Raw genomic sequence first — 22,710 nt, 5'->3', positions numbered from 1 at the left:
GGAAGTCAGCTCAGGCTTCAAACGGGTTTACCAGCTTCAGGTCAAGTCCGTCGAAGTCTCGAACGTTGCGGGTGGCAAGCGTGGCGTCGTGCACCTGGCAGATCGCAGCTATCATCGCGTCCTTGGTTTCGACAGGTCTGCCAGCGAGTCGTCTTGCCGCGGCAATGCGGCCATAGTGTTCTGCGGGCAGATCCCCAAAAACCAGGATCCGACCCGAAAATTCGCCCCGGATCCTCGAAATGCTTTGGAGAAGACCATCCCGCCGGATCGCCTCCTGAACGAGGTAGGCTCCGAAATAGAGCTCTGCAAAAACAATGGTGGAGAGGAAAAGGGTCGCAGGCTCTTGGCCATTCAACCAGTTGAGAACGTTTTTGCTCCGTTGCCGCGATAGCACGTCCGATATGACGTTGGTGTCCAGTATAATCATTTCGGTCAACGGAAATCAGGCGGCCCACGATCGGCCTCACTTCGCGACCTCGCTATTTCCTGAATCTCGTCGCTTGTGAAACGATCATCGCCGACGAGCGAATAGAGGCGATCGCCGACTTTTTCGGCGCCAGCAAATTGTGTTGCAAAACCCTTCTGTATCAAGACGACCGCTTCCTCCGAAAGGCTGCGCCTGTTCAGCCGCGCACTTTCCTCGAGACGCCGTTTCAATTCCGGATTGATCCCACGGATCAGCATGTCACCCATAGACACCTCCTACGTGATATCACTGATATCACAGCAAGTCGGTATTTTCAATCGAAGGTTCGTGAAGCTGAACCGCCGAGGCTGATCGGAGGGGCCGTGCTCCGACAGAGCATGCCCTATCCCACCAGCTTGCCCGGCGCTTTGTCCTTGGCGAGCTTCTTGAATTTCTTCACCACCATGTCGCGCTTCAGCTTCGAGATGTGGTCGATGAACAGGACGCCATTGAGGTGGTCGATCTCATGCTGCAGGCAGGTGGCCATCAGGCCCTCGGCCTCCATCTCCTGCAGCTTGCCGTCGCGGTCGAGATACTTGACCCGTACGGCGGCCGGGCGTTCGACCTCGGCGTAATAATCCGGGATCGACAGGCAGCCTTCCTCGTAGACGGAGCGCGCATCGGCGCTCTCCAGGATTTCCGGATTGATGAAGACATGCGGCGCCGGCGTCTCGTCTTCCTTGGCGAGATCGATCACCAGCAAGCGCAGCGGCTCGCCGATCTGGATTGCCGCCAGACCGATGCCCGGTGCGTCATACATGGTCGCCAGCATGTCGTCGGCTAATTTGCGCAGGGGCGCGTCGACACGCTCCACCGGTTGGGAAACCTGGCGCAGGATGGGGTCGGGAAGGATGATGAGCGGCTTGATCGGCATGGCGTTCCACGTAAGACCTCCAGCGAAAAGCGTCAACCGGTTGGCATGAGGCTCGTTCACGTTTTGATCTGTGCTATCGCGGCGAATCGTCTATGCTGTCCACATGAATGATTTGAGCACCATCCTTTCGGAGCCTGTCGCCCGGCTTGGCGCCACAACCATCACGCTCGGCCATGCGCTGGCCTTCGGCGCTTTGCTGTTTCTGGCCCTGTTCGTGGCGCTGGTCGTTGCGCTGTGGCGGTCGGCGAAGGCGCGCGCCGTGGCGGCTGCGGAAGCCGCCGATCATGCCCGCGATGCCGAGGCGCGGATGGCCGGAATTCTGCAAAGCCAGGCCGAAATGCAGGGTCGCATGGGCGCCATTGCGGAAGTGTTCGGCGCACGGCAGGCGGAGCTGACGCAATCGATCGGCCAGCGCCTGGACGCCATGACCGGCCGGCTCGGCCAGACCATGACCGAGCAGACGAAATCCACGCATGAGAGCCTGGCCAAGTTGCAGGAGCGGCTGGCTATCATCGATGTCGCGCAGGGCAACATCCAATCGCTCGCCGGCCAGGTCGTGCAGCTGCAGGCGATCCTCTCCAACAAGCAGACGCGCGGTGCTTTCGGCCAGTCGCGCATGGAGGCGATCGTTGCCGACGGCCTGCCGCATGGCGCCTATGAATTCCAGGCGACGCTGTCGAACGGCAGCCGTCCCGACTGCCTGGTGAAGATGCCGAACGGCGCGCCGTCGCTGGCCATCGACGCCAAGTTTCCGCTCGAGGCCTGGAATGCCATCCGCGCCGCCGACGGCGCCGACCTGCAGAAGGCCGCCTCGCAGGCCTTCCGCCGCGACATCGAGATCCATGTCCGCGATATCTCGGAAAAATACCTGATCCAGGGCGAGACGCAGGACACGGCCTTCATGTTCGTGCCGTCGGAATCGGTGTTCGCCGAGATCCACGAGAATTTCGAGGCGATCGTCCATAAGGCGCACCGTGCCCGAATCGTCATCGTCTCGCCGTCGCTGCTGATGCTGTCGATCCAGGTCATCCAGGCGATCCTCAAGGATGCCCGCATGCGCGAACAGGCGCATCTGATCCAGGGCGAGGTCATTCGGCTGATGGAGGATGTCGCGCGTGTCGATGAGCGGGTGCGCAAGCTGCAGGTCCATTTCGGCCAGTCGGCCAAGGACATCGACGACATCCTGGTTTCGACGTCGAAGGTCACCAAGCGCGGCCAGAAGATCGAAGCGCTGGAGTTCGGCGCGCAGCCCGACGGCGATGCCGCCGCGGACGCAGCGTCACGGGCTCCCGCCGCGAAAGTCGATACTGGCGCGCGCGTTGCCGATTCGAAAACCGGGCAGCTCAGGCTGAGGGTCGTCGAAGGCGACGACTGAGCAGCAGCGCCGGATCCGCCCTACTGCTCTTCCTTGGTCGTCATACCTGGGAATTCCGGCAACCAGGGCAGCGCCGAGCGGTGCCAGCTTTGCCGTCTCGGGACCAGCTGTTCACGTTGCCGCGCCGTGCCGACCCGGATGCCATAAACCTTCGGCCCGTCGCCAACCGATGTCGCGTAGAGATGCGAGCCGCACTCGCCGCAAAAGCCCTGCGCGCGCTTGTCGCCGCTCGATCCTGTCTTGATATAGACCTTTGGCGCACCCTTGGTGATCCGGTAGTGGCCTTCCGGCGCGCCCACGGTCACGCGAAAAGCCGTTCCGGTCAGTTGTTGGCAATCGGTGCAGTGGCAGATTCCGGTGTTCTCCGGGTCGACCTCCGCCTCGTAGGTGATGGCGCCACAATGGCAGCCGCCGTCGATTTTCATCTTCGCTCCTCCAAAGTCCCTTTAATCCTAGCGGGGGAAGATCGTGAGGCAATGGCGCAGCGCTAGTCCAGAGCCGGATCGGATGCGTTCTCGATCAGCCTGCGCCGCTGCTCCCAGGTGCCTGACGTCTGCGGCTTGACGAACAGCCGTGTGATCTCCGGCATCTCCTTCTTCAGCTGCGCCTCCAGGCGCTCGACGCAAGCTTCGATCTCGGGCGCCGTCAAATGGTCCTCGAACTCGATGCTCAGGCCGGCGACGATCTCTGCCGGCCCCATATGGACGGTCAGGACGCCGTTCGCCCGCTGCACCGCCGGATCCTGCTGGGCGATCGCCAGCACCTTCATCTGCACCTCGAGCGAGGCCGGCTCGCCGATCAGCAGGCCCTTGCTTTCGCGGGCCAGGAAGATTGCCGTCGCGCCCAGGATCAGCCCAATGCCGATGGAGGCGGCGCCGTCGAGTTCCGGCATCTCCAGAACTTCCGCCGCCAGGATGCCGGCGAACGCGACGATCAGGCCGAGAAGTGCTGCGCTGTCCTCGAACAGCACGGTGTAGACGCTCGGGTCCTTGCTCGACTGCACCGCCCGCAGCCAGCCCTGCTTGCCCTTCTGCTGGCGGAACTCTTTCAGCGCCACCCACCACGAACTGCCTTCGAACAGGAAGGAAAGGCCGAGCACGATGTAGGTCACCTCGGCGTTGGCGACCGGCTCCGGCGCCATCATATGGATCACGCCTTCGTAGAACGACACGCCGGCGCCCAGCGCGAAGACGAGGAGCGCGACGATGAAGCTCCAGAAGTAGAGTTCCCGGCCGTGACCGAGGGGATGCGTCCGGTCGGCCGGGCGGGCGGCACGGTGCATGCCGTAGAGCAGCAGGCCGCCATTGCCGGTATCGACCAGCGAATGCACGCCCTCCGACAGCATCGCCGAACTGCCGGTAAAGGCGGCGGCGGCGAACTTGGTCAGCGCGATGGCGAAATTGCCGGCGAGCGCCGCGTAGATCACCTTTTTTGAGCCGCCGTGCCCGGCCATGGTGCTGTCCCCATTCGATGCACACCCAGTCTAATGGTCAGATGGAAGAAGCTCCACAGCCACCACAACGTGTGAACCGCTGCTCGTTCAAAAACGGCGGTCGTTAAAGAGGTTTGTCGTTAGAGACTGGTAGGCAGAACGACTACTCGATGATCTCGCTGGTCCACACCTTGAAGCCGGCAAGCGTTCCCGGCCCGAATATATGGGTCAACGGAACGTCGGCGGCGTCGCGGCCGGAGGCGATCAGGATGCGGCCGATGCGCGGTGCATTGTTGCGCGGGTCGAAGACATGCCAGCGGCCGCCGAGATAGACTTCCATCCAGGCGCAGAAATCCATGCTCGCCCATGGTTTCGGCATACCGATGTCGCTGATGTAGCCGGTGCAATAGCGCGTCGGGATGTTGAGTGCCCGGCAGAAGGTGACCGCGAGATGCGCATAGTCGCGGCACACGCCGCTCTGTTCGCGATAGGCTTCCGCGGCGGTGCGTGTCGGCCGAGCATTGCCGTAGTTGAAGACGATGTGATTGTGGACGAAGTCGCAGACCGCCTGCACGCGCGGAATGCCCAGCGGCGTGTTGCCGAACAGCCGCCACGCTTCATCAGCCAGAAGGTCGCTTTCGCAAAAACGGCTGGGCAGCAGAAACAGCAGCGTGTCCGCCGGCAGATCGCGCACCTCGTGCTGCCAGGCCATCAGGTCGCCCATCTCGAAAGTGCCGGGATCGCGGATCACCGCGTCGGTGCCGAAGGTGAAACGCCCGGGCGGCGCAACGAACCGGTTGCACCAGTTGCCGAAACTGTCGCGATAGCTTTCGATCGGCACCGGCGGGTTGGAGATCAGGAAATCCGGCCGCTCGAGATCGGAGGCACGCGAATAGTGGACATTCAGCATTGCGATGAGCGGCGTTTCCTGCGGAAAGTCGAAGCTCATCTCGCAGCCGATGTGAATTCGCATTGTCGTCCTGACGGCCTGCCTGACGATCACCGGGCGGAGGCACGGGTTGATGCTGCAGTGCGAAGACAACCATGGCATGGACCGCCATGGTTTACGAGCAAATTAGAAACCGGTTGAAAGCGAGCCGCTGACGGCGGCAGCAGTCGCTAACCCCTTGCAGTCCGGCGGTTCTCTTGTTTCACTTCGCTTCCCACATCAGGAGGAACGAATCATGGCTAAAGGTGCGATGAAGGCAGGCAAGGAAGCCCGCAAGCCGAAGAAGGACGCCAAGAAGCCCGCCCCGGCTCCGGCCCTGAAGGCGCCGCCGGTGAAGGCGATGAAGCTCAAGGACAAGTAAGTCCGGCCGATTTGCTTCGAAATGGGATTGCGACCGGCAGCGCTGTTGCCGGTCGTTGTTGATCGAGCGCTCGAAATTCCTATATTGGCGTGGCGGGGACGACCTCGCGCTTCCCCAAAATCCGGACGGGACGACCCGCCATTGTTTGATTGATCGTCGGACTCCGAAAATCACTTTTCGGTCCGATGCTCTGGTGGAGCGTTATCGATGTCTTGGATTCTTCTCTTTTTTGCCGGCCTGTTCGAGATCGGCTGGGCAATCGGCCTCAAATACACAGATGGCTTCTCGAAGCTGGTGCCGACCGTGCTGACCGTTGCCTCGATGGTCGTCAGCCTCACTCTGCTCGGCCTGGCGCTGAAGGCGCTGCCGGTCGGCACCGCCTATGCGGTGTGGACCGGCATCGGCACCGTCGGTACGGCATTGCTCGGCATCTGGCTGCTTGGCGAGCCGGCCACCGCGATCAGGCTGGCCTGCATCGCGCTCATTGTCTGCGGCATCATGGGATTGAAGTTCGCCGCCTGACCAATAGCGCTTCTTGTTTTATGCATGTCGTCCTCCCAAAACCGGAACCGCTTTCGGGCGACATGCATGGGACAAACACAATCAGGGCCGCTGCGAGGCGACCCTGATTCTCGAAGCCGATTGCTTCGTAGCCTGGAGGCTAGCGGGCCGAGAAGCCCGGCGGCGTCCTGCCGGTGCGCTGCTTGCGTGCCGCATAACGCGCGTCACGCTTGGCCTTGCGCTCGGCTTCATCGGCCAGAAAACGGGCGATGCGCTCGTTCTCTTCGGATTCCCGAATCTTGGCCTCAGCCTGTGCAGCTTCCTCGGCGGCGATACGTGCCGCTTCGGCTGCTGCCTCGCGCTCGGCCTTCTCGACCGCTTCGCGTGCCAGCTTCTCCTGCTTCAGCCGGGCCTTTTCGGCCTCGCGGATTTCGCGAGCCGCAAGGATAGCCTTGCGTTCAGCCTGCCGCGCCAGCACTGCGGGATCATCCGCCGCCGGCTTTGCCTTGAAGCGCTCAAGGAGCGCCTTCTTTGCCTCGTTTGCGGCGTTGCGCCGCTCGAAAACGTCTTTTTCCCTGTAGATAGCCAAGTCCACTTCCCTGAAGTCAATTCGCGACGCTTACATACGCGCGAAAACCGAGAGTTCAAGCGCCAAAACGGCATGGCAGCCATGAAATTGGCGGCTGTTGCAGCCGGGAGACGCCTTTGGAGCAATTCCAGGAGAAGTGTGAAGCGGTTTTCCCGGGAAAAGCGCGCAGCGCTTTCCCTTGGGAATTGCGACGAAGAGATAGAGTCGAAAACGACATGCACTGTTCACCGTCGCCCCTCTGGCAGCGAGGTTGGCGGATGGCTACGTCTAGCGGCAAATTCCAACATCAGGATGACATTAGATGGAACTCGGTCTCTACACCTTCGCCGACGTCAGCCCGCAGCCGGGCCCCGGCGCAATCGGCCCGCATGAGCGGCTGCGCAACCTGATCGAGGAGGTCGAACTGGCCGACCAGGTCGGCCTCGACGTCTTCGGCCTCGGCGAGCATCACCGGCCCGACTATGCCGCCTCCGCACCGGTCGTGGCCTTGGCCGCGGCGGCCGAGCGTTCGAAGCGCATCAAGCTGACCAGCGCGGTCACCGTTCTGTCCTCCGACGACCCGGTGCGCGTTTTCCAGCAATTCGCCACGCTCGATCTTCTGTCGGGCGGCCGCGCCGAGATCATGGCCGGGCGCGGCTCGTTCATCGAATCCTTCCCGCTGTTCGGTTACAACCTCGAGGATTATGACGAGCTGTTCGCCGAAAAGCTCGATCTGCTGCTTGCCATCCGCGACAGCGTGAAGGTCACCTGGTCGGGCAATCTGCGCGCGCCGATCAACGATCGCGGCGTTTATCCCCGGCCCTTCCAGGACAGGCTGCCGGTCTGGATCGCCATTGGCGGCACGCCGCAGTCTGCCGCCCGCGCTGGCGCGCTCGGCCTGCCGCTGGCGCTCGCCATCATTGGCGGCGAGCCGGCGCGTTTCGCGCCGCTGTTCGATCTCTACCGCGAAGCCGCCAAGCGCGCCGGTAGTGATCTGGCGGGCCTCGCCACCAGCATCAACGTGCACGGCTTCATCGCCGAGACGACCGAGCAGGCGGCCGACGATTTTTACGGCCCGCAGGCGGAGGTGATGAACCGCATCGGCCGCGAGCGCGGCTGGGGTCCGACATCCCAAGCGCATTTCGACCAGTCGCGCGGCCCGAACGGGGCCTTGTTCGTCGGCGGCCCCGAGCAAGTGGCTGAGAAGATCGTCGCCCAGCACAAGATCTTCAAAAACGACCGCTTCCTGCTGCAGATGGCGATCGGCACCATGCCGCATGCCAAGATCATGAAGGCGATCGAACTCTACGGCACCAGGGTGGCGCCAATCGTACGCAAGGAAACAGCCAAGGCTGAGCCGGCACCGGCAGCGCCGGTCGCCTGACCCGGAGTCCGGTGCGAGCGGCCTCATTCCGGAAGCCGGCTCATGGAACCTGCGCCCATAACTCTGCGTTCATGCAGGCAATAGCCGATCGCCGAGGGCGCCGGCTCGAGGGTGAGCATGAAAACCGAACCCGCTGCCTTGGCTCACGCCGTCGCCGACGAATCGGATTCGCGCGTTGCGGCCCGCGCCGACACGCATCTGATGCGTTCGCTGCTCGTCGGCATTTTCCTGTTCATGGCCATCTATGCACTCTACTTCGCTCGCGCTTTCTTCATGCCGGTCATTCTGGCTTTCCTGCTGGCGCTGACGCTGACGCCGATCGTTAGGCTCCTGCGCAGGCACGGCATCTCCGAAGTGATTTCGGCGACCCTTCTGGTGCTGGTGTCGATCTGCATCTTTGCCAGCGTAGGCTACCTGCTCAGCGGACCGATCATCGACCTCATCAACAACACCTCTTCGATAGGCCAGCAACTTGCCGAACGGCTGGCACAATTGCGCCGCCCGCTCGAGAAGATCATGCAGATTTCGCATCAGATCGAACAGCTGACCCAGACTTCGCAGGAGCCGGGCATTCAGAGGGTGGCGGTGGCGCAGTCCGGCATCCTGTCGGCGGCCGCCAGCAACATCCTGTCGGCGGGAACAGGCCTGACCATCATCTTCGTGCTGTCGCTGTTCCTGCTCGCCTCCGGCACGATGTTTTATGAAAAGATCATCCAGTCCTTCGCCCGCCTCAGCGAAAAGAAACGGGCGCTGCGCGTCGTCTATGACGTCGAGCGCGAAATCTCGCACTATCTGCTCACCGTCACCATCATCAATGCCGGCCTTGGCACAGTCATCGCTCTCGGTCTGTGGGCGCTTGGCATGCCCAATCCGCTGGTCTGGGGAGCCGCCGCGGCGTTGCTCAACTTCTTGCCCTATGTCGGAGCGCTGATCACCATTGCGCTTGTCACGGTCATGGCGTTGATCAGCTTCGATACCATCTTCTACGCGCTTCTGGCGCCGGCCTTCGTGATCTTGTGCGACATCGTCGAAGGCCAGTTCGTGACGCCGATGGTGGTCGGCCGGCGCCTGGAGATCAACGCCGTGGCGATCTTGATCGCCATCGCCTTCTGGTCATGGCTGTGGGGCTTCGTCGGCGCCCTGATGGCGGTGCCTCTGCTGGTCGTCATCAAGGTATTCTGCGATCATTTCGACGGGCTTAGCCATGTCGGCAATTTTCTCTCCGCGCAGCACGCGGTTGTCGTCGAGGAGGACGACATCGCCGACCCCGAAGCTGTCAAAGGCTGATCAATATTTTTGAATTTGCGGCGCCGCCGGATGCTTCCTACATGCGGTCCTGACACAGGATCCCACCCATGACCGCTCTTTCCGTTCTCGACCTGTCGCCGATCGTCGAAGGCAGCGATGCCTCGCAGTCGCTGGCCAACTCGCTCGATCTTGCCCGCCATGCCGAGCGCCTGGGCTACAAGCGTTTCTGGCTGGCCGAGCATCACAACATGCCGGGTATCGCCAGCGCGGCCACAGCCGTCGTCATTGCCCATGTCGCCGGCGGCACCAAGACCATTCGCGTCGGCGCCGGCGGTATCATGCTGCCCAACCATTCGCCGCTTGTGATTGCCGAGCAGTTCGGCACGCTGGCCGCCTTGCATCCGGGCCGCATCGATCTCGGCATCGGCCGGGCGCCCGGCACCGACATGGGCACCGCCCGTGCCTTGCGCCGCAATCTCGAGGCCGGGGTCGACAATTTCCCTCAGGATGTCGTCGAGCTGATGGGCTATTTCCAGCCGGCTGAGGAAGGCCAGCGTATCCGCGCCGTGCCCGGCGAAGGCCAGGACGTGCCGGTCTGGATTCTTGGCTCCAGCCTCTACGGCGCGCAGCTCGCCGCCATGCTCGGCCTGCCCTACGCCTTCGCTTCGCATTTCGCGCCGGCGGAGCTGGATCACGCGCTGGATGTCTACCGCTCGCGCTTCCAGCCGTCCGAGCAGCTCGACAAGCCGCATGTCATGCTTGGCCTCAATGTCTTCGCCGCGCCCACCGATGCGGAGGCCCGTTTGTTGTTCACCTCGCTGCAACAGGCTTTCGTCAATCTGCGCACCGGTCGGGCCGGCCGGCTGCCGCCACCTGTCGAGAACTATGACCGCGATCTCGATCCCATGGCAAAGACAATGCTCGGCCAGGCATTGTCCTGCGCCGTCGTAGGCTCCCCGGAAACGGTGCGGCAAGGCATCGATGCCTTCGTGCGCCGCACCGGCGCCGACGAACTGATGGTCACCGCGCAGATTTTTGATCATGCGGCGCGGGTGCGATCGTTCGAGATCCTGGCCGAGGCGCACAAATCCCTGTCGCAGGCGGCCTGACAACTCCTGGTACGAATATACGCTGGCGAAAGACTACGCGCTTACGCTCTGCGCCATCGCCCCGAGCGGGCGGCATGAATTGCGGATCATCAGCCTACCCTTGAGCAAAAGCTTGCGCGGCGGCGCGTCCCTGTTGCCGGCGAGACGGTCGAGAAGCAGATTGGCCGCCTGTTCTCCGATCGCCTGCACCGGCTGGGCCACCGTGGTCAACTGCGGCTGGAACACGTCGGACCATGGAAAGTCGTCGAAGCAGGCGACCGAAATGTCTTCCGGGCAGGACAGGCCGATGTCGCGGATCGCCTTCATGGTGCCGATCACCATCGGGTTGTTGGCCGAGAAGATAGCACTTGGCCGATCATGCGAGGAAAGCATCTGCATGGTTTCGGTATAGCCGTCGATCTCATGGAAATTGCCGAAGCGGATCAGTTCTTCGGCGATCGGCAGGCCGGCGGCGTGAAGCGCCTCGCGATATCCTGCCATGCGGTCATGCATCGGCGAGATGTCCGAGGTGCCGGTGATGTAACCGATGCGCCGGTGGCCGAGATTGATCAGATAGGTGATGGCGTCGAACACCGCGCGCTGGTTGTCCAGCACCACGGCATCGGTGTCGACGCCTTTGCAGATACGATCGAGCAGCACGACCGGCACGTTGGCGTCGTCGACGATCCGCTTGAGGATCGCGCCGTCGCCGACGCGCGCCACGATCAGCCCGTCGACCATGCGGTCGAGCAGCAGCCTGATCTGGTCGTCCTGGGTGTTCAAATCCTCGTCCGTGCAGCACAGCATGACGGCATAGCCGGCCCGGTCGAAGGCCTGCTGGATGACCGAGACGACATCGGTGAAGAACGGGTTGGTGATGTGCGGCACGGTCAGTCCGATGGTGCGGGTCGTGCCCATCTTCAGGCTGCGGGCGATCGCGTTGCGCTTGTAGCCGATATCGCGGATCGCCTGCTCGATGCGCTGGCTAAGCTCCGGGCTGACCGTCGCCGTGCCATTGATCAGCGCCGAAACGGTGGCGACAGAAACACGCGCCGCTTCAGCCACATGAAGCATGGTGGGCGCGGTGGATTTGCGGTGTCTTTTTTGCCCTGACGCTGTCATTTTCGAAACGTTTCGCCACCCCTTGCTGGCCAACACGTACGGAATCCTGTCCTTTTAAGCAAGAATCGAAATTGCATCAAACGTCCGGCACCTTATATCGGCTTGACTTGATCGAAACGTTTAGATTAGCGTTTGCGGGAAATTGACGACGACGGAAGGGAGGCCGCCATTGTCATGCAAGAGAGCAATTCCCTGTCCCCGGAGCACGGTGCGGCTGATCGGTCGGACACCGTTCTGAGTGCCGAGCGCATTTCCAAGAGCTTCGGCGGCATCGCCGCGCTTGTCGATGTCGGCTTTGAGCTGCGTCGCGGCGAGGTTCATGCCTTGATGGGCGAGAACGGCGCCGGCAAGTCGACGCTGATGAAGATCCTCTCCGGCGTCTATACCGGCTATGACGGCACGGTCAGCGTCGATGGCCGCCCGGTCAGCTTCGGCGGCGTGCGCGACGCCGAGGATGCCGGCATCGCCATCATTCATCAGGAGCTCAACCTGGTGCCCGAACTCAGCGTCGCCGACAACATCTTCCTCGGCCGCGAGAAGCTGATCGCGGGCCTGATCGTCGACCGCAAGGCGAGCAGCCGCGCGGCGGGCACATTGTTGCAGCGGCTCGGCATCGAACTCGATCCGCAAGCCCGCGTCGGCGCCCTGCGTGTCGGCGAGCAGCAACTGGTCGAGATCGCCAAGGCACTGTCTATGTCGGCACGCATCCTGATCATGGACGAGCCGACCTCGGCGCTGTCGCCGGCCGAATGCCAGCGGCTGTTCCGCATCATCCGCCAGCTTGTCGACAGCGGTGTCGCCATCGTCTACATCTCGCACCGCATCGACGAGGTCATGCATCTGGCCGGCCGCGTCACCGTGTTTCGCGACGGACGCCATGTGCTGACCGAGCCGATGGCCAGGCTCGACGAAGATGCGATCATTTCGGCGATGGTCGGCCGCAACCTGCTTGCTTCCTCCCAGGAAGAGCGCAACACCACTGGCATGACCGTGCTTTCGGTCGAAAACCTGTCGCTGTCGAAGCCCGATGCGCATGGCTGGCGCACGGTGATCGACGGCGTCGGCTTCGATCTTGCCGCTGGAGAAATCCTTGGCATTGGCGGGCTGCTGGGTTCGGGCCGCACCGAGATCCTGGAAGCGATCTTCGGTTCGAGCGATGGCCGCACCGGCGGCGAAATCCGTATCGACGGCCAGCGCATGGATATCCGTTCGCCGCGCGATGCAAGGCGGCTGGGCATCGCGCTGGTGACCGAGGATCGCAAGACGCAAGGGTTGCATCTGCAGGCTTCGATCGCGGACAATGTCGCGCTGCCGCTGGTCGGCTCGCTGGCCCGCTTCGGCATCCGCTCGCTGGCCGGCGAGCAGGGGCTGGCGCGGCAGGCGGTCGAGGCCCTCGGCATCCGCTGCCGGGACATCGATCAGCCCGCCGGTACGTTGTCGGGCGGCAACCAGCAGAAGGTCGTCATCGGCAAGTGGCTGGCAACCAGGCCAAGGGTGCTGCTGCTCGACGAGCCGACGCGCGGCATCGATGTCGGCGCCAAGCGCGAGATCTACGACCTGATCTTCAGGCTGGCGCGCGACGGCCTCGCCATCGCCGTCATCAGCTCCGAACTGCCGGAGCTGCTGCACCTCTCCGACCGCATCCTGGTGATGGCCGATGGCCGCCAGACAGGCATTCTTTCCCGCGACGCGGCCAGTGAGGAGGCCATCATGCGCCTCGCCGCCCCGCGTCGGACCATATCGAGACCAGCCGCATGACTGCCCTGAAACTCCTGTCCCGAACCAAGCTCTATTGGGGCCTGATCGCCATCTTCCTGATCGGCGTGCTCGGCTCGCCGATGAGCTCGAAGGGCAACAACATCTTCCTCTCCTACGGCAATCTGCTCGATGTGCTGCGCCAGGTGTCGACCACCGGCCTGATCGCCACCGGCATGACGGCTGTGATCATCACCGGCGGCATCGATCTCTCCGTCGGCTCGCTGATGGCTATCTGCTCGGTGGTCTGCGCCATGCTGCTGACGGTTCCAGGCGTGACACCAGGCGTCGTGCTGGGCGTGCCGACCGTCGCTTTGGTGGCGCTTTGCCTCGGTTTCGTCGTCACCCGCTTCATTTTCCAGAACCTGGCAAAGTCCCGCGCCGGCGCCGATCTCCTCCGCGAGATCAGGCTGGACGGGATTCGTGGGGTGGTCACGCCCGCCGTCGTCGGCGTGGTCCTGTGCTGCCTGTCGCTGTGGTTTCTGCTGCCGCAGATCGAGCCGAAATTCGGCGTGTTCGGCGTGCTGCTGGTGGCGCCATGCGTCGGCCTGCTGTTCGGCGCGCTCAACGGCTTCATCATCGTTGCCGGGCGCCTGCAGCCCTTCATCGTCACCTTGGCGATGATGGTGACGGCGCTCGGCATCGCCCGGCTGACCGCCGGCCAGAACAATGCCGTGCTGCCGGTCTATACCGGCTCCAACGCGACCGCCGATTTCGAGATCCTGCGCTCGCTGGTGTTCGGCATCATCCCGATGCCGGGCCTGTTCTTCCTCGGCGCCATCCTGATCTATGGCGCGGTGCTGCGCTTCACGCCGTTCGGCCGCTATGTCTACGCCATCGGCGGCAACGAGGAGGCGGCGCGCCTCTCCGGCATCGCCGCCGGCCGCGTCAAGATCGCTACCTATGCTGTCTCCGGGCTGCTCGCCGGCATCGCCGCCGTGCTCTATGTCGCACAGTACCGGCAAGGCAAGCCGGATGCCGGCGCCGGGCTGGAGCTCGATGCCATCGCCGCCGTGGTCATCGGCGGCACCAGTCTGATGGGCGGGCGCGGCAGCCTCGTCGGCACTTTCTGCGGCGTGCTGATCTTCGGCCTGCTCTCCAACATCCTGCAGCTCCACAACATCAATTCGAACCTTCAGCTGGTGCTGAAGGGGATGATCATCATCGGCACCGTGCTCGTGCAGGAGCGCAATGCCGGTGATCTCCTGGCCTATCTGCGCCTGCCCGGCGGGCAATCGGCGCACAAGGAAACGGCCGCGGCAAAGCGGCCGTCGCAAGAGACACCGTCTCTCAATCTCGGAGGAAACAAAAAATGAAACGACGTGACATGCTGAAGCTTGCCGCCCTGACCGCGGCGCTGCTGACCACCACCGCGCTTCTGACCACCGGCAATGCCTTCGCCCAGGACAAAAAGTGGAAGATCGGCTTCTCGCAGGTGACGACCATCGAGCCCTGGCGCGCGCAGTTCAACAAGGACATCCTGGCCGAAGCCGCCAAGCATCCCGAGGTCGAACTGATCATCACCGACGGCGAGGACAAGACCGAAAAGCAGGTCGCCGATGTCGAGAACCTGATCCGCCAGGAGGTCGATGCGCTGTTGGTGTCACCGAAGGAATCTGCCGGCCTGACCGGCGTCGTGCAGCAGGCGATCGACGCCAAGATCCCGGTCTTCGTGCTCGACCGCAATGTCGACACCAAGGACTACACGCAGTTCGTCGGCGGCGACAACGCGCTGATCGGTCGCGCGGCCGGCGAATATGCCGTCGAACTGCTTGGCGGCAAGGGCAAGGCTTCAGGCAACGTCGTCGAGATCTGGGGCGGCATGGGCACCCAGCCGGCGCATGACCGCCACGACGGCTTCCACGAATTCACCGACAAGGAGCCGGGCATCAAATATCTGCTCGACCAGCAGTCGGGCGACTGGAAGCAGGACCAAGCCTATAATCTGATGGCCAACGCGCTGAAGAGCAACGAGAAGATCGATCTCGTTTACGGCCACAACGATCCGATGGCCTATGGTGCCTATCTCGCCGCCAAGGATGTCGGCCGCGAAAAGGACATCAAGTTCATCGGCATCGACGGCCTGCCCAACGAAGGCGTGCAGATGGTCAACAAGGGCGAGCTGACAGCCACCTTCACCTATGTCACTCCCGGTGCCGAAGGCCTGCGCCAGGCGATCAAGTTCCTCAACGGCGAGAAGGTCGAAAAGACCATCACTCTGCCGACCGAGAAGATCACCAAGGAAAACGCCGCCCAAGTGCTGAAGGACAACGGCCTCTGAGCCAAGCTTCCTGCCGGGTGCCTTTTTGGCGCCCGGCGGTCTAAGCCAGCTTCACCAGCAGCTTCATGAAGGTGGCGATCTCCTTGGCGGAGAGCGGCGCCAGCGTCTCCTGGGTGATCTCGCGCGCCAGCGGGATCAGGCGCTCGATCGCATGGCGGCCTGCCGCGGTCAGATTGACCAGAAGCCGTCTTTTGTCGACCTCGTGCCTGGAAAGCTCGACCAGGCCGCGCGCCTTCAGCCGGTCGATGACGCCCTTGACCGTCGCCGCATCCATGGCGATCAGCGTGCCGAGCTGGTTCTGCGAGGTCTCGCCGACGTCCCGCAGCTTGGCAAGTGCTGCAAATTGCGGCGGCGTCAGGTCGCCGATATGCGCGGCAAAGATCGCGACATGGCGCTGATGCGCCTTGCGCAGGATGAAGCCGACCTGCTCCTGCAGGAGGTAATCCTGGTCGTCCGGGGTCTCGACCTCGACCAGCTTGAGCAGATTGTCCTCGCCGCTCACCGCAAGCCATCCCAGGCTTTGATGTCATCGGCCGCGAGACCACCCATGCGATCGTGGATGCGGGGGCCACAGGTCATGGCGAGGCAGAACAGGATCTCGTCGGGGCGCGGACCATCGGACATGCCGACTTCCATGGCGTCGAAATGGCTGCGCACATAGGCTGCGTTGATGTGGCCGAGCGGCACGTCGAGCTTCGAACCGAAAGCGCCGACCTTCTTGGCCGACGGCACGATCGCCTTGGCGTCGCCGAGCCGCTCGCGCATGGCGTAGCCGCCGGGCACATGCCACAGCGCACCGTGCTCCAACTCGCCCGCCGCGCCGACAATGGCGCCTTTGCCGTAGCCGTCGATCTGCTTGACGTCGCCGCCGAGCGCCGCGATCAGCCGGTCGACGAGCAGCAGGCCGAGCGGCTTGAGATCGTCCATGGCGCTCTGCAGCTCCTCGACATAGCGCCCGGCGAACGGGTTTTTCACGAGCGCCATGGCGGCGGCGCGGCGGCGCGGCACCCTGGCCACCGGCCCGCCCTCGTGAAAAATCTCTTCGGTCAGCACCGCGATCTTGCGGATCGGAAACTCAGGCATGGGCAACCTCCTCCCTCGAACTTTTGTTGGGCGCGGCAAGCGCAACCGAGCCACTGATGCGGGCCTCACCGCCAAGAAACAACGCCGATCCGGCAATGAGGCCGCGCCGGCGAAAATCTTCGGCGACGGCAAGGCCATTGTCCAGCGCCTGCGCCACTTCGCCAGGTGCAAGCGTGCCGACGTGTTGGGTCACCAGCAGCGAGCCAAGATCGCTGTCGGGCGACAGTTCATGTGCGGAAATGCGTCTGATGGCGGGATTGCCAGGCAGGTCCACTGCGTTGGCAATGAGGGTCGCCGCCGCATCGGCCTCGGCGCCGGTCCGCGCGAGCACGGTGACGGCGTCGGCAATGCCAAGCGAGAAGGAGCGGCCGCGCCAGCCGCTGGTGGCAACGCCACGAACGCCATCTTCCGCGCGGATCGTGATCCGGTCGGCCATGCCGTTGCCGGTGCCGGCGACCGCCAATCCCATCGACTGTCCCCTGCCGATATGGATTGCGCAGTCGCCACCGTTGTTGACATAGGCGCGATCGAGCTTGCGACCCTCAAGCAATGCGGCGAGCATTTCGTCGGCTACCGATCCCGCGACGGCGGCCATCGGTGTTATGAAGCATTCCGCCAGGGGCATGACGGCTGCCTCCATGCGGCGCGCCGTCGGGCCGGCGAATGTGCGCGGCGCCAGGAAAAACGCCGGCAGCCGCAATTCGGGGAGTTCCTCGACCAGCTCCATCAGGATCGTCTGGAACCGCGCTACGGCTTGTTCATAGGCTCGGCGGCATTCATCCGCCTCACCAAAAACCTCGACGATCAGGTCGATCGGCCCGTGGTTGAGATGCAGCCGCCTGCCGTCCTGCAGCCAATGGGCTTGCGGACCTTGCATCACCCGGCCCCGTTCGGGCCGGCACGACGTAGCTGCGCGAGTGGCGGCCATGGATTGTTGGCTTCGGCGCCGGTGCCGCGGCGCGGATTCAGGTACTCACCGCCTTTTGCGACAATGTCCTCGACGCTGCGTATCTCGGCCTCGTAGCCGCCGAGCCTGACATAGTCGTCGCGGCGCAGCGTGAACTCGATCGGGGCCACCAGCGCCGGCGTCGGCACATAGCCGAAGGCGCCTTCCGGCACTCGTGTGACATCGACCATCAGCGTGATGCCGCCGCCCGGCCAAACATAGACCGGCGCGCCGCCGACCGTCACATAGGTCTTCAGGCCCTGAACCGAGCGGGTGAGATTGACCGGGTTTTCGGTGACGCCGGCCCGCAGCGAACCGCCGGCACCGCCGATGAACAGCACCGTGCACAAAGCCGGCTCGCAATTGTCCTCGATCAGGCCGACCGACTTTTGCAGCCGTTCGGGGAAAGGTTTTTGCACCGGTTTCAGCTCGTCATCGAGCTCGTAATAGGCGAACTGCTCGCCGGTGGTCGACACCATCAGCAGCGACAGACCCGGCCGCGCGCCTTTCTTGGCGTTCCACTCGCCGAGGATCGACAGTGGGTCGGAAATGCTGGTGCCGCCCCAGCCGAGACCGGGTTCGGAGACCTTGAAATAGCGGCCCGGCGTCGAACGGCGACCAATGATCTTGATGCCCGTATCCTGCCAGCCCAGAACCTTGCCAGCCTGGTGCTCGGAAACGACGCCGGTGATGTGGTCGTCGACCACCACCACCTCGTCGACCAGGCCGCGCCATTGCGTGGCGAACATGCCGATGGTCGCCGAGCCGCAGCCGACGCGCATGCGGTGTTCCTGCTTGCCGTCGATGACAGGCGCCTTGCCGGCTTCGACTGTTATGGTGGCGCCGCCGTCGATGGCCAGTTCCACCGGCTTGCGGTTGCACAGATTGAGCAGAGCGTCGCAGGTGGCGCGGCCCTCGGCCTTGGAGCCGCCGGTCAGGTGATGCACACCGCCCAGCGACAGCATCTGCGAGCCATATTCTCCCGTCGTGACATGGCCGATCGCTTCGCCTTGCGATCGCACGACAGCCGTTTCGGGTCCGATATGACGGTCGGTGTCGATCTTCACCTTGACGCCGCAATACGAAAAAATGCCTTCGGTGACCACGGTCACGAGATCGACGCCTTCGACTTCCTGGCTGACGATGAACGGGGCCGGCTTGTAGTCGGGATAGGTGGTGCCGGCGCCGATTGCCGTGACGAAGCGGCGGCCGGTGTTGACCAGTTCGCCGTCCCAGGCCTCGCCTTCGGCAATGAACGGCACGATTGCCGCGCCGGTCTCGGCCGCATGGTCGAGGATCGTCAGCGGGTCCATCCGCACGATCCTGCCGCCGACATTGCCGTAGCGGTCGCAGGCGCCCGTGCGCCCATCCGCGATGTAGCACATCACCGGACAGGCATCGCAGCGGATCTTCTCCGCCACCAGCTTCTCGCCGGGATCATGGGTTTCGAAGCGTTCGGCAAGCTCGCTCATCGGCGTGCCTCCTTTTCGCGGATGCCATCTTTTTCGCGGATGCCAGCGCGGATACGCGTCGGCGTCGCCGGTATCTTGGTGACCAGGACGCCGGTGGCGTGGCGGATGGCATTGAGGATTGCCGGTGCCGTCGGGATCAGCACATGCTCGCCCAAACCCTTGGCACCGAAGGGTCCTTCCGGGTCCGGAACTTCAATGAGAATGGTCTCGATCGGCGGCACGTCGCCAATGGTCGGGATGAGATAGTCGTGCAGATTCTCGGTGCGGCCGGGGATGTACTCTTCCATCAGCGCCATGCCGATGCCTTGCGCGATACCGCCTTCGATCTGGCCCTCGGCCAGCAGCGGGTTGATCGCCTTGCCGACATCGTGCGCGGCGGTGATTTTCAGCAGCTTCACCGTGCCGAGCTTGAGGTCGACCTCCAGTTCGGCGATCTGCGCGCCATAGCCGTAAACGGCGTATGGTTTGCCCTGGCCCTTGGCGTCGAGGGGCAGCGTCGGCGGATCGTAGGTCTCCTCGGCGCGGAAGACGAAGCCTTCGGCGTCCACGTCGAGCGAGGCGAGGTCCATGCGGCGGACAGCTTCGCCTTCGCGGATGACGATCGCCGGGCCGTCGAGTTGCAGGGCTGCGTTTTCGGAAACATTGGCAAAGCGCAGGATCTTTTCACGCAAGGCGCGGCCGGCCTTTTCGGCCGCCTTGCCGGTGACGAAGGTCTGGCGCGAGGCCGAGGTCTTGCCGGCGTCGGGGGTGATGGCTGTATCGGCGCTCTTCAACTTGAATTTCTCAAGCGGCAGGCCGAGCGCGTCGGCGCATATCTGGGCGATGACCGTGTTGGATCCCTGGCCGATATCGACGGCGCCCTGGTGCAGGATGACCGTGCCGTCAGCCGCGATGCCGACCCGGATTGTCGACGGGTTGGGCAGCGAGGTGTTGCCGCAGCCATACCAGCAGGACGCGACGCCAACGCCGCGCTTTCTATCCCTGTTGGCACGGTTGAATGCATCCGCATCAGCCGTCGCGCGCACCCAATGCGGCTGCAGCGATTCGAGGCATTCGGCAATGCCGACGCCGGACTCCAGGCGCTGCCCGGTAACCGTTTCGGAGCCGTTCCGGAGGCAGTTCCTTAAGCGGAAGTCGAGCCGGTCCATGCCGAGCTTGCCGGCCAGCTCGTCATAGAGCGTCTCCTGCATGATCGTCGCTTGCGGGACGCCGAAGCCGCGGAAGGCACCGGAAATTGGCCCATGCGTGTGAATGGCGCGGCCTTCGGCGCGGTAGTTCGGCGTCGCGTAGGGTCCGGAGGCGTGCACCGGCACGCGGTTGGCCACGGTAGGGCCCCAGCTTGCATAGGCGCCGGTGTTGAAATCGCCCTCAAAGATCATGCCGGTGACGAGGCCATCGGCATCGGTGCCGATAGTCGCTTTCATCTCGGCCGGATGGCGCTTGGTGGTCGACATCATCGATTCGTTGCGGGTGTAGGCGAGTGCCGCCGGCCGCCCCGTCTTCATCGCCACAAGGCCGATCAGCGGCTGCAGCGAAACGTCGAGTTTGGAGCCGAAACCGCCGCCGGTCGCGGTCGGCACGATGCGCACCTTGTCGACGGCTAGGCCGAGCACCTTCGCCGTCTCGTCGCGGTCCATATAAGGCGCCTGGGTGCAGGCGACGACCACCAGCGTGTCGCCGTCCAGATAGGCATAGCCGGCTTCCGGTTCGATATAGGCGTGCTCGACATAGGAGGTGTCGATGGCGCCGGACACGGTGAACGCAGCGCCGGCAAGCGCCGTCTCGGGGTCGCCGCGTTCGACCAGGCCGGAGGTGAGCAGGTTCGCCGGCCGACTTTCATGGATCAGCGCAGCACCCTCAGCCTGCGCCTCAGTGGGTTGCAGAAAATGCGGCAGTTCGCTCCAGCGGATAGGAAAATCCGACAGGTCGAGATCGAGGATCGCCTCGCGCTCGCCGGCGACCAGCGCCACCGCCTCGCCGCGAAGACGAGTAAAACCTACGGCCAGCGCCGGCTGGTCGGCGAATGGGCCGATAGCGCCGAAACAGTTTTTTCCCGGAATGTCGGCGGCGGTGAAGACCCCGGCGATGCCAGGATGCTGTTTCGCCCAGCCGTCGAGGTCGCCGAAGGCGAAACTGGCGTGATAATGCGGCGAGCGGACCACCAGCACGGCCAGCGCATCGGCGGGGAAGGAATCGCCGCCGAATTTCTCAGCCCCGGTGACCTTCGGCACGCCGTCGAGTCGGATCGGCGAGGAGCCGATCGCGTGGCCGGATGGAGGCAAGCGGAAATCCAGGCTTACTGCCTGCACGGAGGCATCCATCACTGCGGCAATGATCTTCCGGTAGCCGGTGCAGCGGCACAGAATTCCGCCGAGCGCGTCCTGTACCTCGACCTCGGTGGGGCTCGCCTTCTTCTCCAGCAACGCCGTCGCCGCAACCAACAGGGCGGGCGTGCAGATCCCGCACTGCGCGGCGCCGTAGGCGAGGAAAGAGGCCTGCAACGCCGACAGCCGGCCGTTGGAAAGCCCTTCGACTGTCGTCACCGATGCGCCGGCAGCGGAAGCCGCCGGCATCAGGCAGGCGCAGACGGGATCGCCGTCGACCAGCACCGTACAGGCGCCGCAATCGCCGGCATCGCAGCCGACCTTGGTGCCGGTCAGCCCCAGTTCGTCGCGCAGCACCAGAGACAGCCGGCGCAGCGGCGGCACATTGACCGAGACGGCGGCGCCGTTGACCTCGAAGACGATATCGGCGCGCGCAGCGCCGAAGCCTGGCTGGGCACTGCTCGGATCGGGCAAGGCTTCACGCGCGTCAGGCTGAATTTGGCTCATGCCGCCACCTCTTCGCCAGTCGTCCGGCCCACAGCCGCGAGCACGGCGCGGGCAACAATCTCGCGCACCGCATCGAGCCGGTATTCGGCGCTGCCGCGCACATCGGCGATCGGCGACAGTTCGCTCATCGGCGCGGACAGGACCGCAAAGGCAAGTCCGCCATCCGCCGGCAGCCCGCACAACGCGGCTTCGACGCCGGCCAGCCGCCTGGCCACCACCGAGCAGGAGCCGGCGGCGACCGCCGCTTGCCGGACAAGGCCGTTTTCGACGACCAGACGTGCCGCCACCATGGCAATGGAAATGACGAGATAACGGCGCGCGCCGAGCTTGACGAAAGCCGACATGCCCGTAGCAGCGGGTCTCGGCACGCGGATGGCCGTGACCATCTCACCGGGCAGCAGAGCCGTTCGGCGGTTGCCGAGAATGAAGTCCTGCAGCGGCAGGTGCCGCGTGGCTGCCACCGAGCGCAGCTCGACCTCGGCATCGAGGACGAGCAGGGCAGGCACACCGTCGGCGGCCGGCGACGCGTTGCAGACATTGCCGGCGACCGAGGCGACGTTCTGGATCTGCACCGAGCCGACCTCGCGCGCCGCCTGTTTCAAGGCATCGAAGGCCGGCGGCAAGGGGTGGCGGACGATGTCGGTCCAGGTCGTGCGCGCGCCGATGACGAAATGGTCGCTCGTCTCGGCAATGCCGCGCAGCGAACCCAGGCCGTTAATGTCGAGAACATTGTCGCGGAAGGGTTTGCTGCCCTGTGCCGGATAGAAATCGGTGCCGCCGGCAAGGATGCGCCAGGCGCCCTCGCCAAGCAAAGCGAGCGCTTCGTCGACCGAGGTGGGTTTCGCGTAACGGATCACGCTTTGCCTTCCAGAAAAGGAACTTTCCGAATCCGGTATTTCCGGCGTTCAAGCCGAGAAATTCATTCGTATGCAAATGATATCAAGCCCGCAGGATTTGTCAAAGCCGGAGTTTGC

Annotated in this window: 23 protein-coding genes; 9 read left to right on the top strand and 14 right to left on the bottom strand. The window is 63.9% G+C overall.

The window, feature by feature from the left end; genetic code table 11:
- Positions 1 to 10 precede the first annotated feature (10 nt).
- From NKH06_RS07920 to def, 3 genes are all read right to left on the bottom strand, one after another.
- Positions 11 to 427 (bottom strand): type II toxin-antitoxin system VapC family toxin, encoded by a 417-nt coding sequence (locus tag NKH06_RS07920; protein WP_023810758.1) that lies wholly within the window; start codon positions 425 to 427, stop codon positions 11 to 13.
- Positions 428 to 432: 5 nt separating this feature from the next.
- Positions 433 to 693 (bottom strand): hypothetical protein, encoded by a 261-nt coding sequence (locus NKH06_RS07915; RefSeq protein ID WP_023810757.1) that lies wholly within the window; start codon positions 691 to 693, stop codon positions 433 to 435.
- Positions 694 to 809: 116 nt separating this feature from the next.
- On the bottom strand, positions 810 to 1,340 hold the full coding sequence (def, locus tag NKH06_RS07910; RefSeq protein ID WP_023810756.1) for a peptide deformylase: 531 nt from the start codon (positions 1,338 to 1,340) through the stop codon (positions 810 to 812).
- Between the two features lie 103 nt (positions 1,341 to 1,443).
- Between def and NKH06_RS07905 the strand changes: the two genes are divergently transcribed.
- Complete coding sequence (locus NKH06_RS07905) at positions 1,444 to 2,715, top strand: DNA recombination protein RmuC (protein ID WP_128304190.1); 1,272 nt, start codon at positions 1,444 to 1,446, stop codon at positions 2,713 to 2,715.
- A gap of 20 nt (positions 2,716 to 2,735) precedes the next feature.
- Here NKH06_RS07905 and NKH06_RS07900 read toward each other — a convergent pair whose 3' ends face one another.
- The 3 genes from NKH06_RS07900 to NKH06_RS07890 form a co-directional block, all read right to left on the bottom strand.
- Positions 2,736 to 3,140 (bottom strand): GFA family protein, encoded by a 405-nt coding sequence (locus tag NKH06_RS07900; RefSeq protein WP_023810754.1) that lies wholly within the window; start codon positions 3,138 to 3,140, stop codon positions 2,736 to 2,738.
- A gap of 62 nt (positions 3,141 to 3,202) precedes the next feature.
- Positions 3,203 to 4,168: a cation diffusion facilitator family transporter gene (locus NKH06_RS07895; RefSeq protein ID WP_023810753.1), complete on the bottom strand. Its 966-nt coding sequence runs from the start codon at positions 4,166 to 4,168 to the stop codon at positions 3,203 to 3,205.
- 142 nt (positions 4,169 to 4,310) lie between these two features.
- A complete protein-coding gene (locus tag NKH06_RS07890; protein WP_023810752.1) occupies positions 4,311 to 5,120 on the bottom strand; it encodes a transglutaminase-like domain-containing protein in 810 nt (269 codons plus the stop codon).
- A gap of 211 nt (positions 5,121 to 5,331) precedes the next feature.
- Here NKH06_RS07890 and NKH06_RS07885 point away from each other — a divergent pair, with 211 nt between their 5' ends.
- Both NKH06_RS07885 and sugE read left to right on the top strand, forming a co-directional pair.
- Complete coding sequence (locus NKH06_RS07885) at positions 5,332 to 5,457, top strand: hypothetical protein (protein WP_013528464.1); 126 nt, start codon at positions 5,332 to 5,334, stop codon at positions 5,455 to 5,457.
- Between the two features lie 207 nt (positions 5,458 to 5,664).
- The gene (gene sugE / locus NKH06_RS07880; RefSeq protein ID WP_013528463.1) at positions 5,665 to 5,979 is read left to right on the top strand and encodes a quaternary ammonium compound efflux SMR transporter SugE; all 315 of its coding nucleotides are present in this window, start codon (positions 5,665 to 5,667) and stop codon (positions 5,977 to 5,979) included.
- Positions 5,980 to 6,118: 139 nt separating this feature from the next.
- Here the strand turns inward: sugE and NKH06_RS07875 are convergent, their stop codons facing one another.
- Positions 6,119 to 6,547 (bottom strand): DUF6481 family protein, encoded by a 429-nt coding sequence (locus tag NKH06_RS07875; RefSeq protein WP_023761392.1) that lies wholly within the window; start codon positions 6,545 to 6,547, stop codon positions 6,119 to 6,121.
- Between the two features lie 301 nt (positions 6,548 to 6,848).
- On the opposite strand from NKH06_RS07875, the gene NKH06_RS07870 reads away from it, so the two are divergent.
- The 3 genes from NKH06_RS07870 to NKH06_RS07860 all read left to right on the top strand — a co-directional run bounded on the left by NKH06_RS07870 (position 6,849) and on the right by NKH06_RS07860 (position 10,267).
- Positions 6,849 to 7,910: an LLM class flavin-dependent oxidoreductase gene (locus NKH06_RS07870; RefSeq protein WP_352440589.1), complete on the top strand. Its 1,062-nt coding sequence runs from the start codon at positions 6,849 to 6,851 to the stop codon at positions 7,908 to 7,910.
- Between the two features lie 117 nt (positions 7,911 to 8,027).
- Positions 8,028 to 9,197, top strand: coding sequence for an AI-2E family transporter (locus NKH06_RS07865; RefSeq protein WP_023810749.1), 1,170 nt, complete (start codon positions 8,028 to 8,030; stop codon positions 9,195 to 9,197).
- Positions 9,198 to 9,265: 68 nt separating this feature from the next.
- On the top strand, positions 9,266 to 10,267 hold the full coding sequence (locus NKH06_RS07860; protein ID WP_023810748.1) for an LLM class flavin-dependent oxidoreductase: 1,002 nt from the start codon (positions 9,266 to 9,268) through the stop codon (positions 10,265 to 10,267).
- Between the two features lie 33 nt (positions 10,268 to 10,300).
- Here NKH06_RS07860 and NKH06_RS07855 read toward each other — a convergent pair whose 3' ends face one another.
- A complete protein-coding gene (locus NKH06_RS07855; RefSeq protein WP_352673003.1) occupies positions 10,301 to 11,320 on the bottom strand; it encodes a LacI family DNA-binding transcriptional regulator in 1,020 nt (339 codons plus the stop codon).
- 222 nt (positions 11,321 to 11,542) lie between these two features.
- Here NKH06_RS07855 and NKH06_RS07850 point away from each other — a divergent pair, with 222 nt between their 5' ends.
- The 3 genes from NKH06_RS07850 to NKH06_RS07840 are packed head-to-tail and all read left to right on the top strand — an operon-like array spanning position 11,543 to position 15,404.
- A complete protein-coding gene (locus NKH06_RS07850; protein ID WP_352797164.1) occupies positions 11,543 to 13,126 on the top strand; it encodes a sugar ABC transporter ATP-binding protein in 1,584 nt (527 codons plus the stop codon).
- Positions 13,123 to 14,439 (top strand): ABC transporter permease, encoded by a 1,317-nt coding sequence (locus NKH06_RS07845; protein WP_352797161.1) that lies wholly within the window; start codon positions 13,123 to 13,125, stop codon positions 14,437 to 14,439. The genes NKH06_RS07850 and NKH06_RS07845 overlap by 4 nt, the downstream gene beginning before the upstream one ends.
- Positions 14,436 to 15,404, top strand: coding sequence for a substrate-binding domain-containing protein (locus tag NKH06_RS07840; protein ID WP_352730413.1), 969 nt, complete (start codon positions 14,436 to 14,438; stop codon positions 15,402 to 15,404). Before NKH06_RS07845 ends, NKH06_RS07840 begins: the two co-directional genes overlap by 4 nt.
- 40 nt (positions 15,405 to 15,444) lie before the next feature.
- On the opposite strand, the gene NKH06_RS07835 is transcribed toward NKH06_RS07840, so the two are convergent.
- From NKH06_RS07835 to NKH06_RS07810, 6 genes are read right to left on the bottom strand one after another with little or no spacing between them, the layout of a single operon-like run.
- Positions 15,445 to 15,906, bottom strand: a complete 462-nt coding sequence (locus tag NKH06_RS07835; RefSeq protein WP_352775435.1) for a MarR family winged helix-turn-helix transcriptional regulator — start codon at positions 15,904 to 15,906, stop codon at positions 15,445 to 15,447.
- Positions 15,903 to 16,487 (bottom strand): amino acid synthesis family protein, encoded by a 585-nt coding sequence (locus NKH06_RS07830; RefSeq protein ID WP_352892657.1) that lies wholly within the window; start codon positions 16,485 to 16,487, stop codon positions 15,903 to 15,905. The genes NKH06_RS07835 and NKH06_RS07830 overlap by 4 nt, the downstream gene beginning before the upstream one ends.
- On the bottom strand, positions 16,480 to 17,364 hold the full coding sequence (locus tag NKH06_RS07825; RefSeq protein WP_352672989.1) for a UPF0280 family protein: 885 nt from the start codon (positions 17,362 to 17,364) through the stop codon (positions 16,480 to 16,482). Before NKH06_RS07825 ends, NKH06_RS07830 begins: the two co-directional genes overlap by 8 nt.
- Complete coding sequence (locus tag NKH06_RS07820; RefSeq protein WP_352440582.1) at positions 17,364 to 18,905, bottom strand: 6-hydroxynicotinate reductase; 1,542 nt, start codon at positions 18,903 to 18,905, stop codon at positions 17,364 to 17,366. The genes NKH06_RS07825 and NKH06_RS07820 overlap by 1 nt, the downstream gene beginning before the upstream one ends.
- Positions 18,902 to 21,736 (bottom strand): molybdopterin-dependent oxidoreductase, encoded by a 2,835-nt coding sequence (locus NKH06_RS07815; protein WP_352440581.1) that lies wholly within the window; start codon positions 21,734 to 21,736, stop codon positions 18,902 to 18,904. The genes NKH06_RS07820 and NKH06_RS07815 overlap by 4 nt, the downstream gene beginning before the upstream one ends.
- The gene (locus NKH06_RS07810; protein ID WP_128304201.1) at positions 21,733 to 22,593 is read right to left on the bottom strand and encodes an FAD binding domain-containing protein; all 861 of its coding nucleotides are present in this window, start codon (positions 22,591 to 22,593) and stop codon (positions 21,733 to 21,735) included. The genes NKH06_RS07815 and NKH06_RS07810 overlap by 4 nt, the downstream gene beginning before the upstream one ends.
- Positions 22,594 to 22,710 lie beyond the last annotated feature (117 nt).

The organism is Mesorhizobium sp. M1342 (assembly GCF_040317955.1).
In the GTDB taxonomy this organism is placed as follows: domain Bacteria; phylum Pseudomonadota; class Alphaproteobacteria; order Rhizobiales; family Rhizobiaceae; genus Mesorhizobium.
Note: the sequence above shows the minus strand (reverse complement) of the source record. Positions and strands in the feature narration are given on the sequence as shown.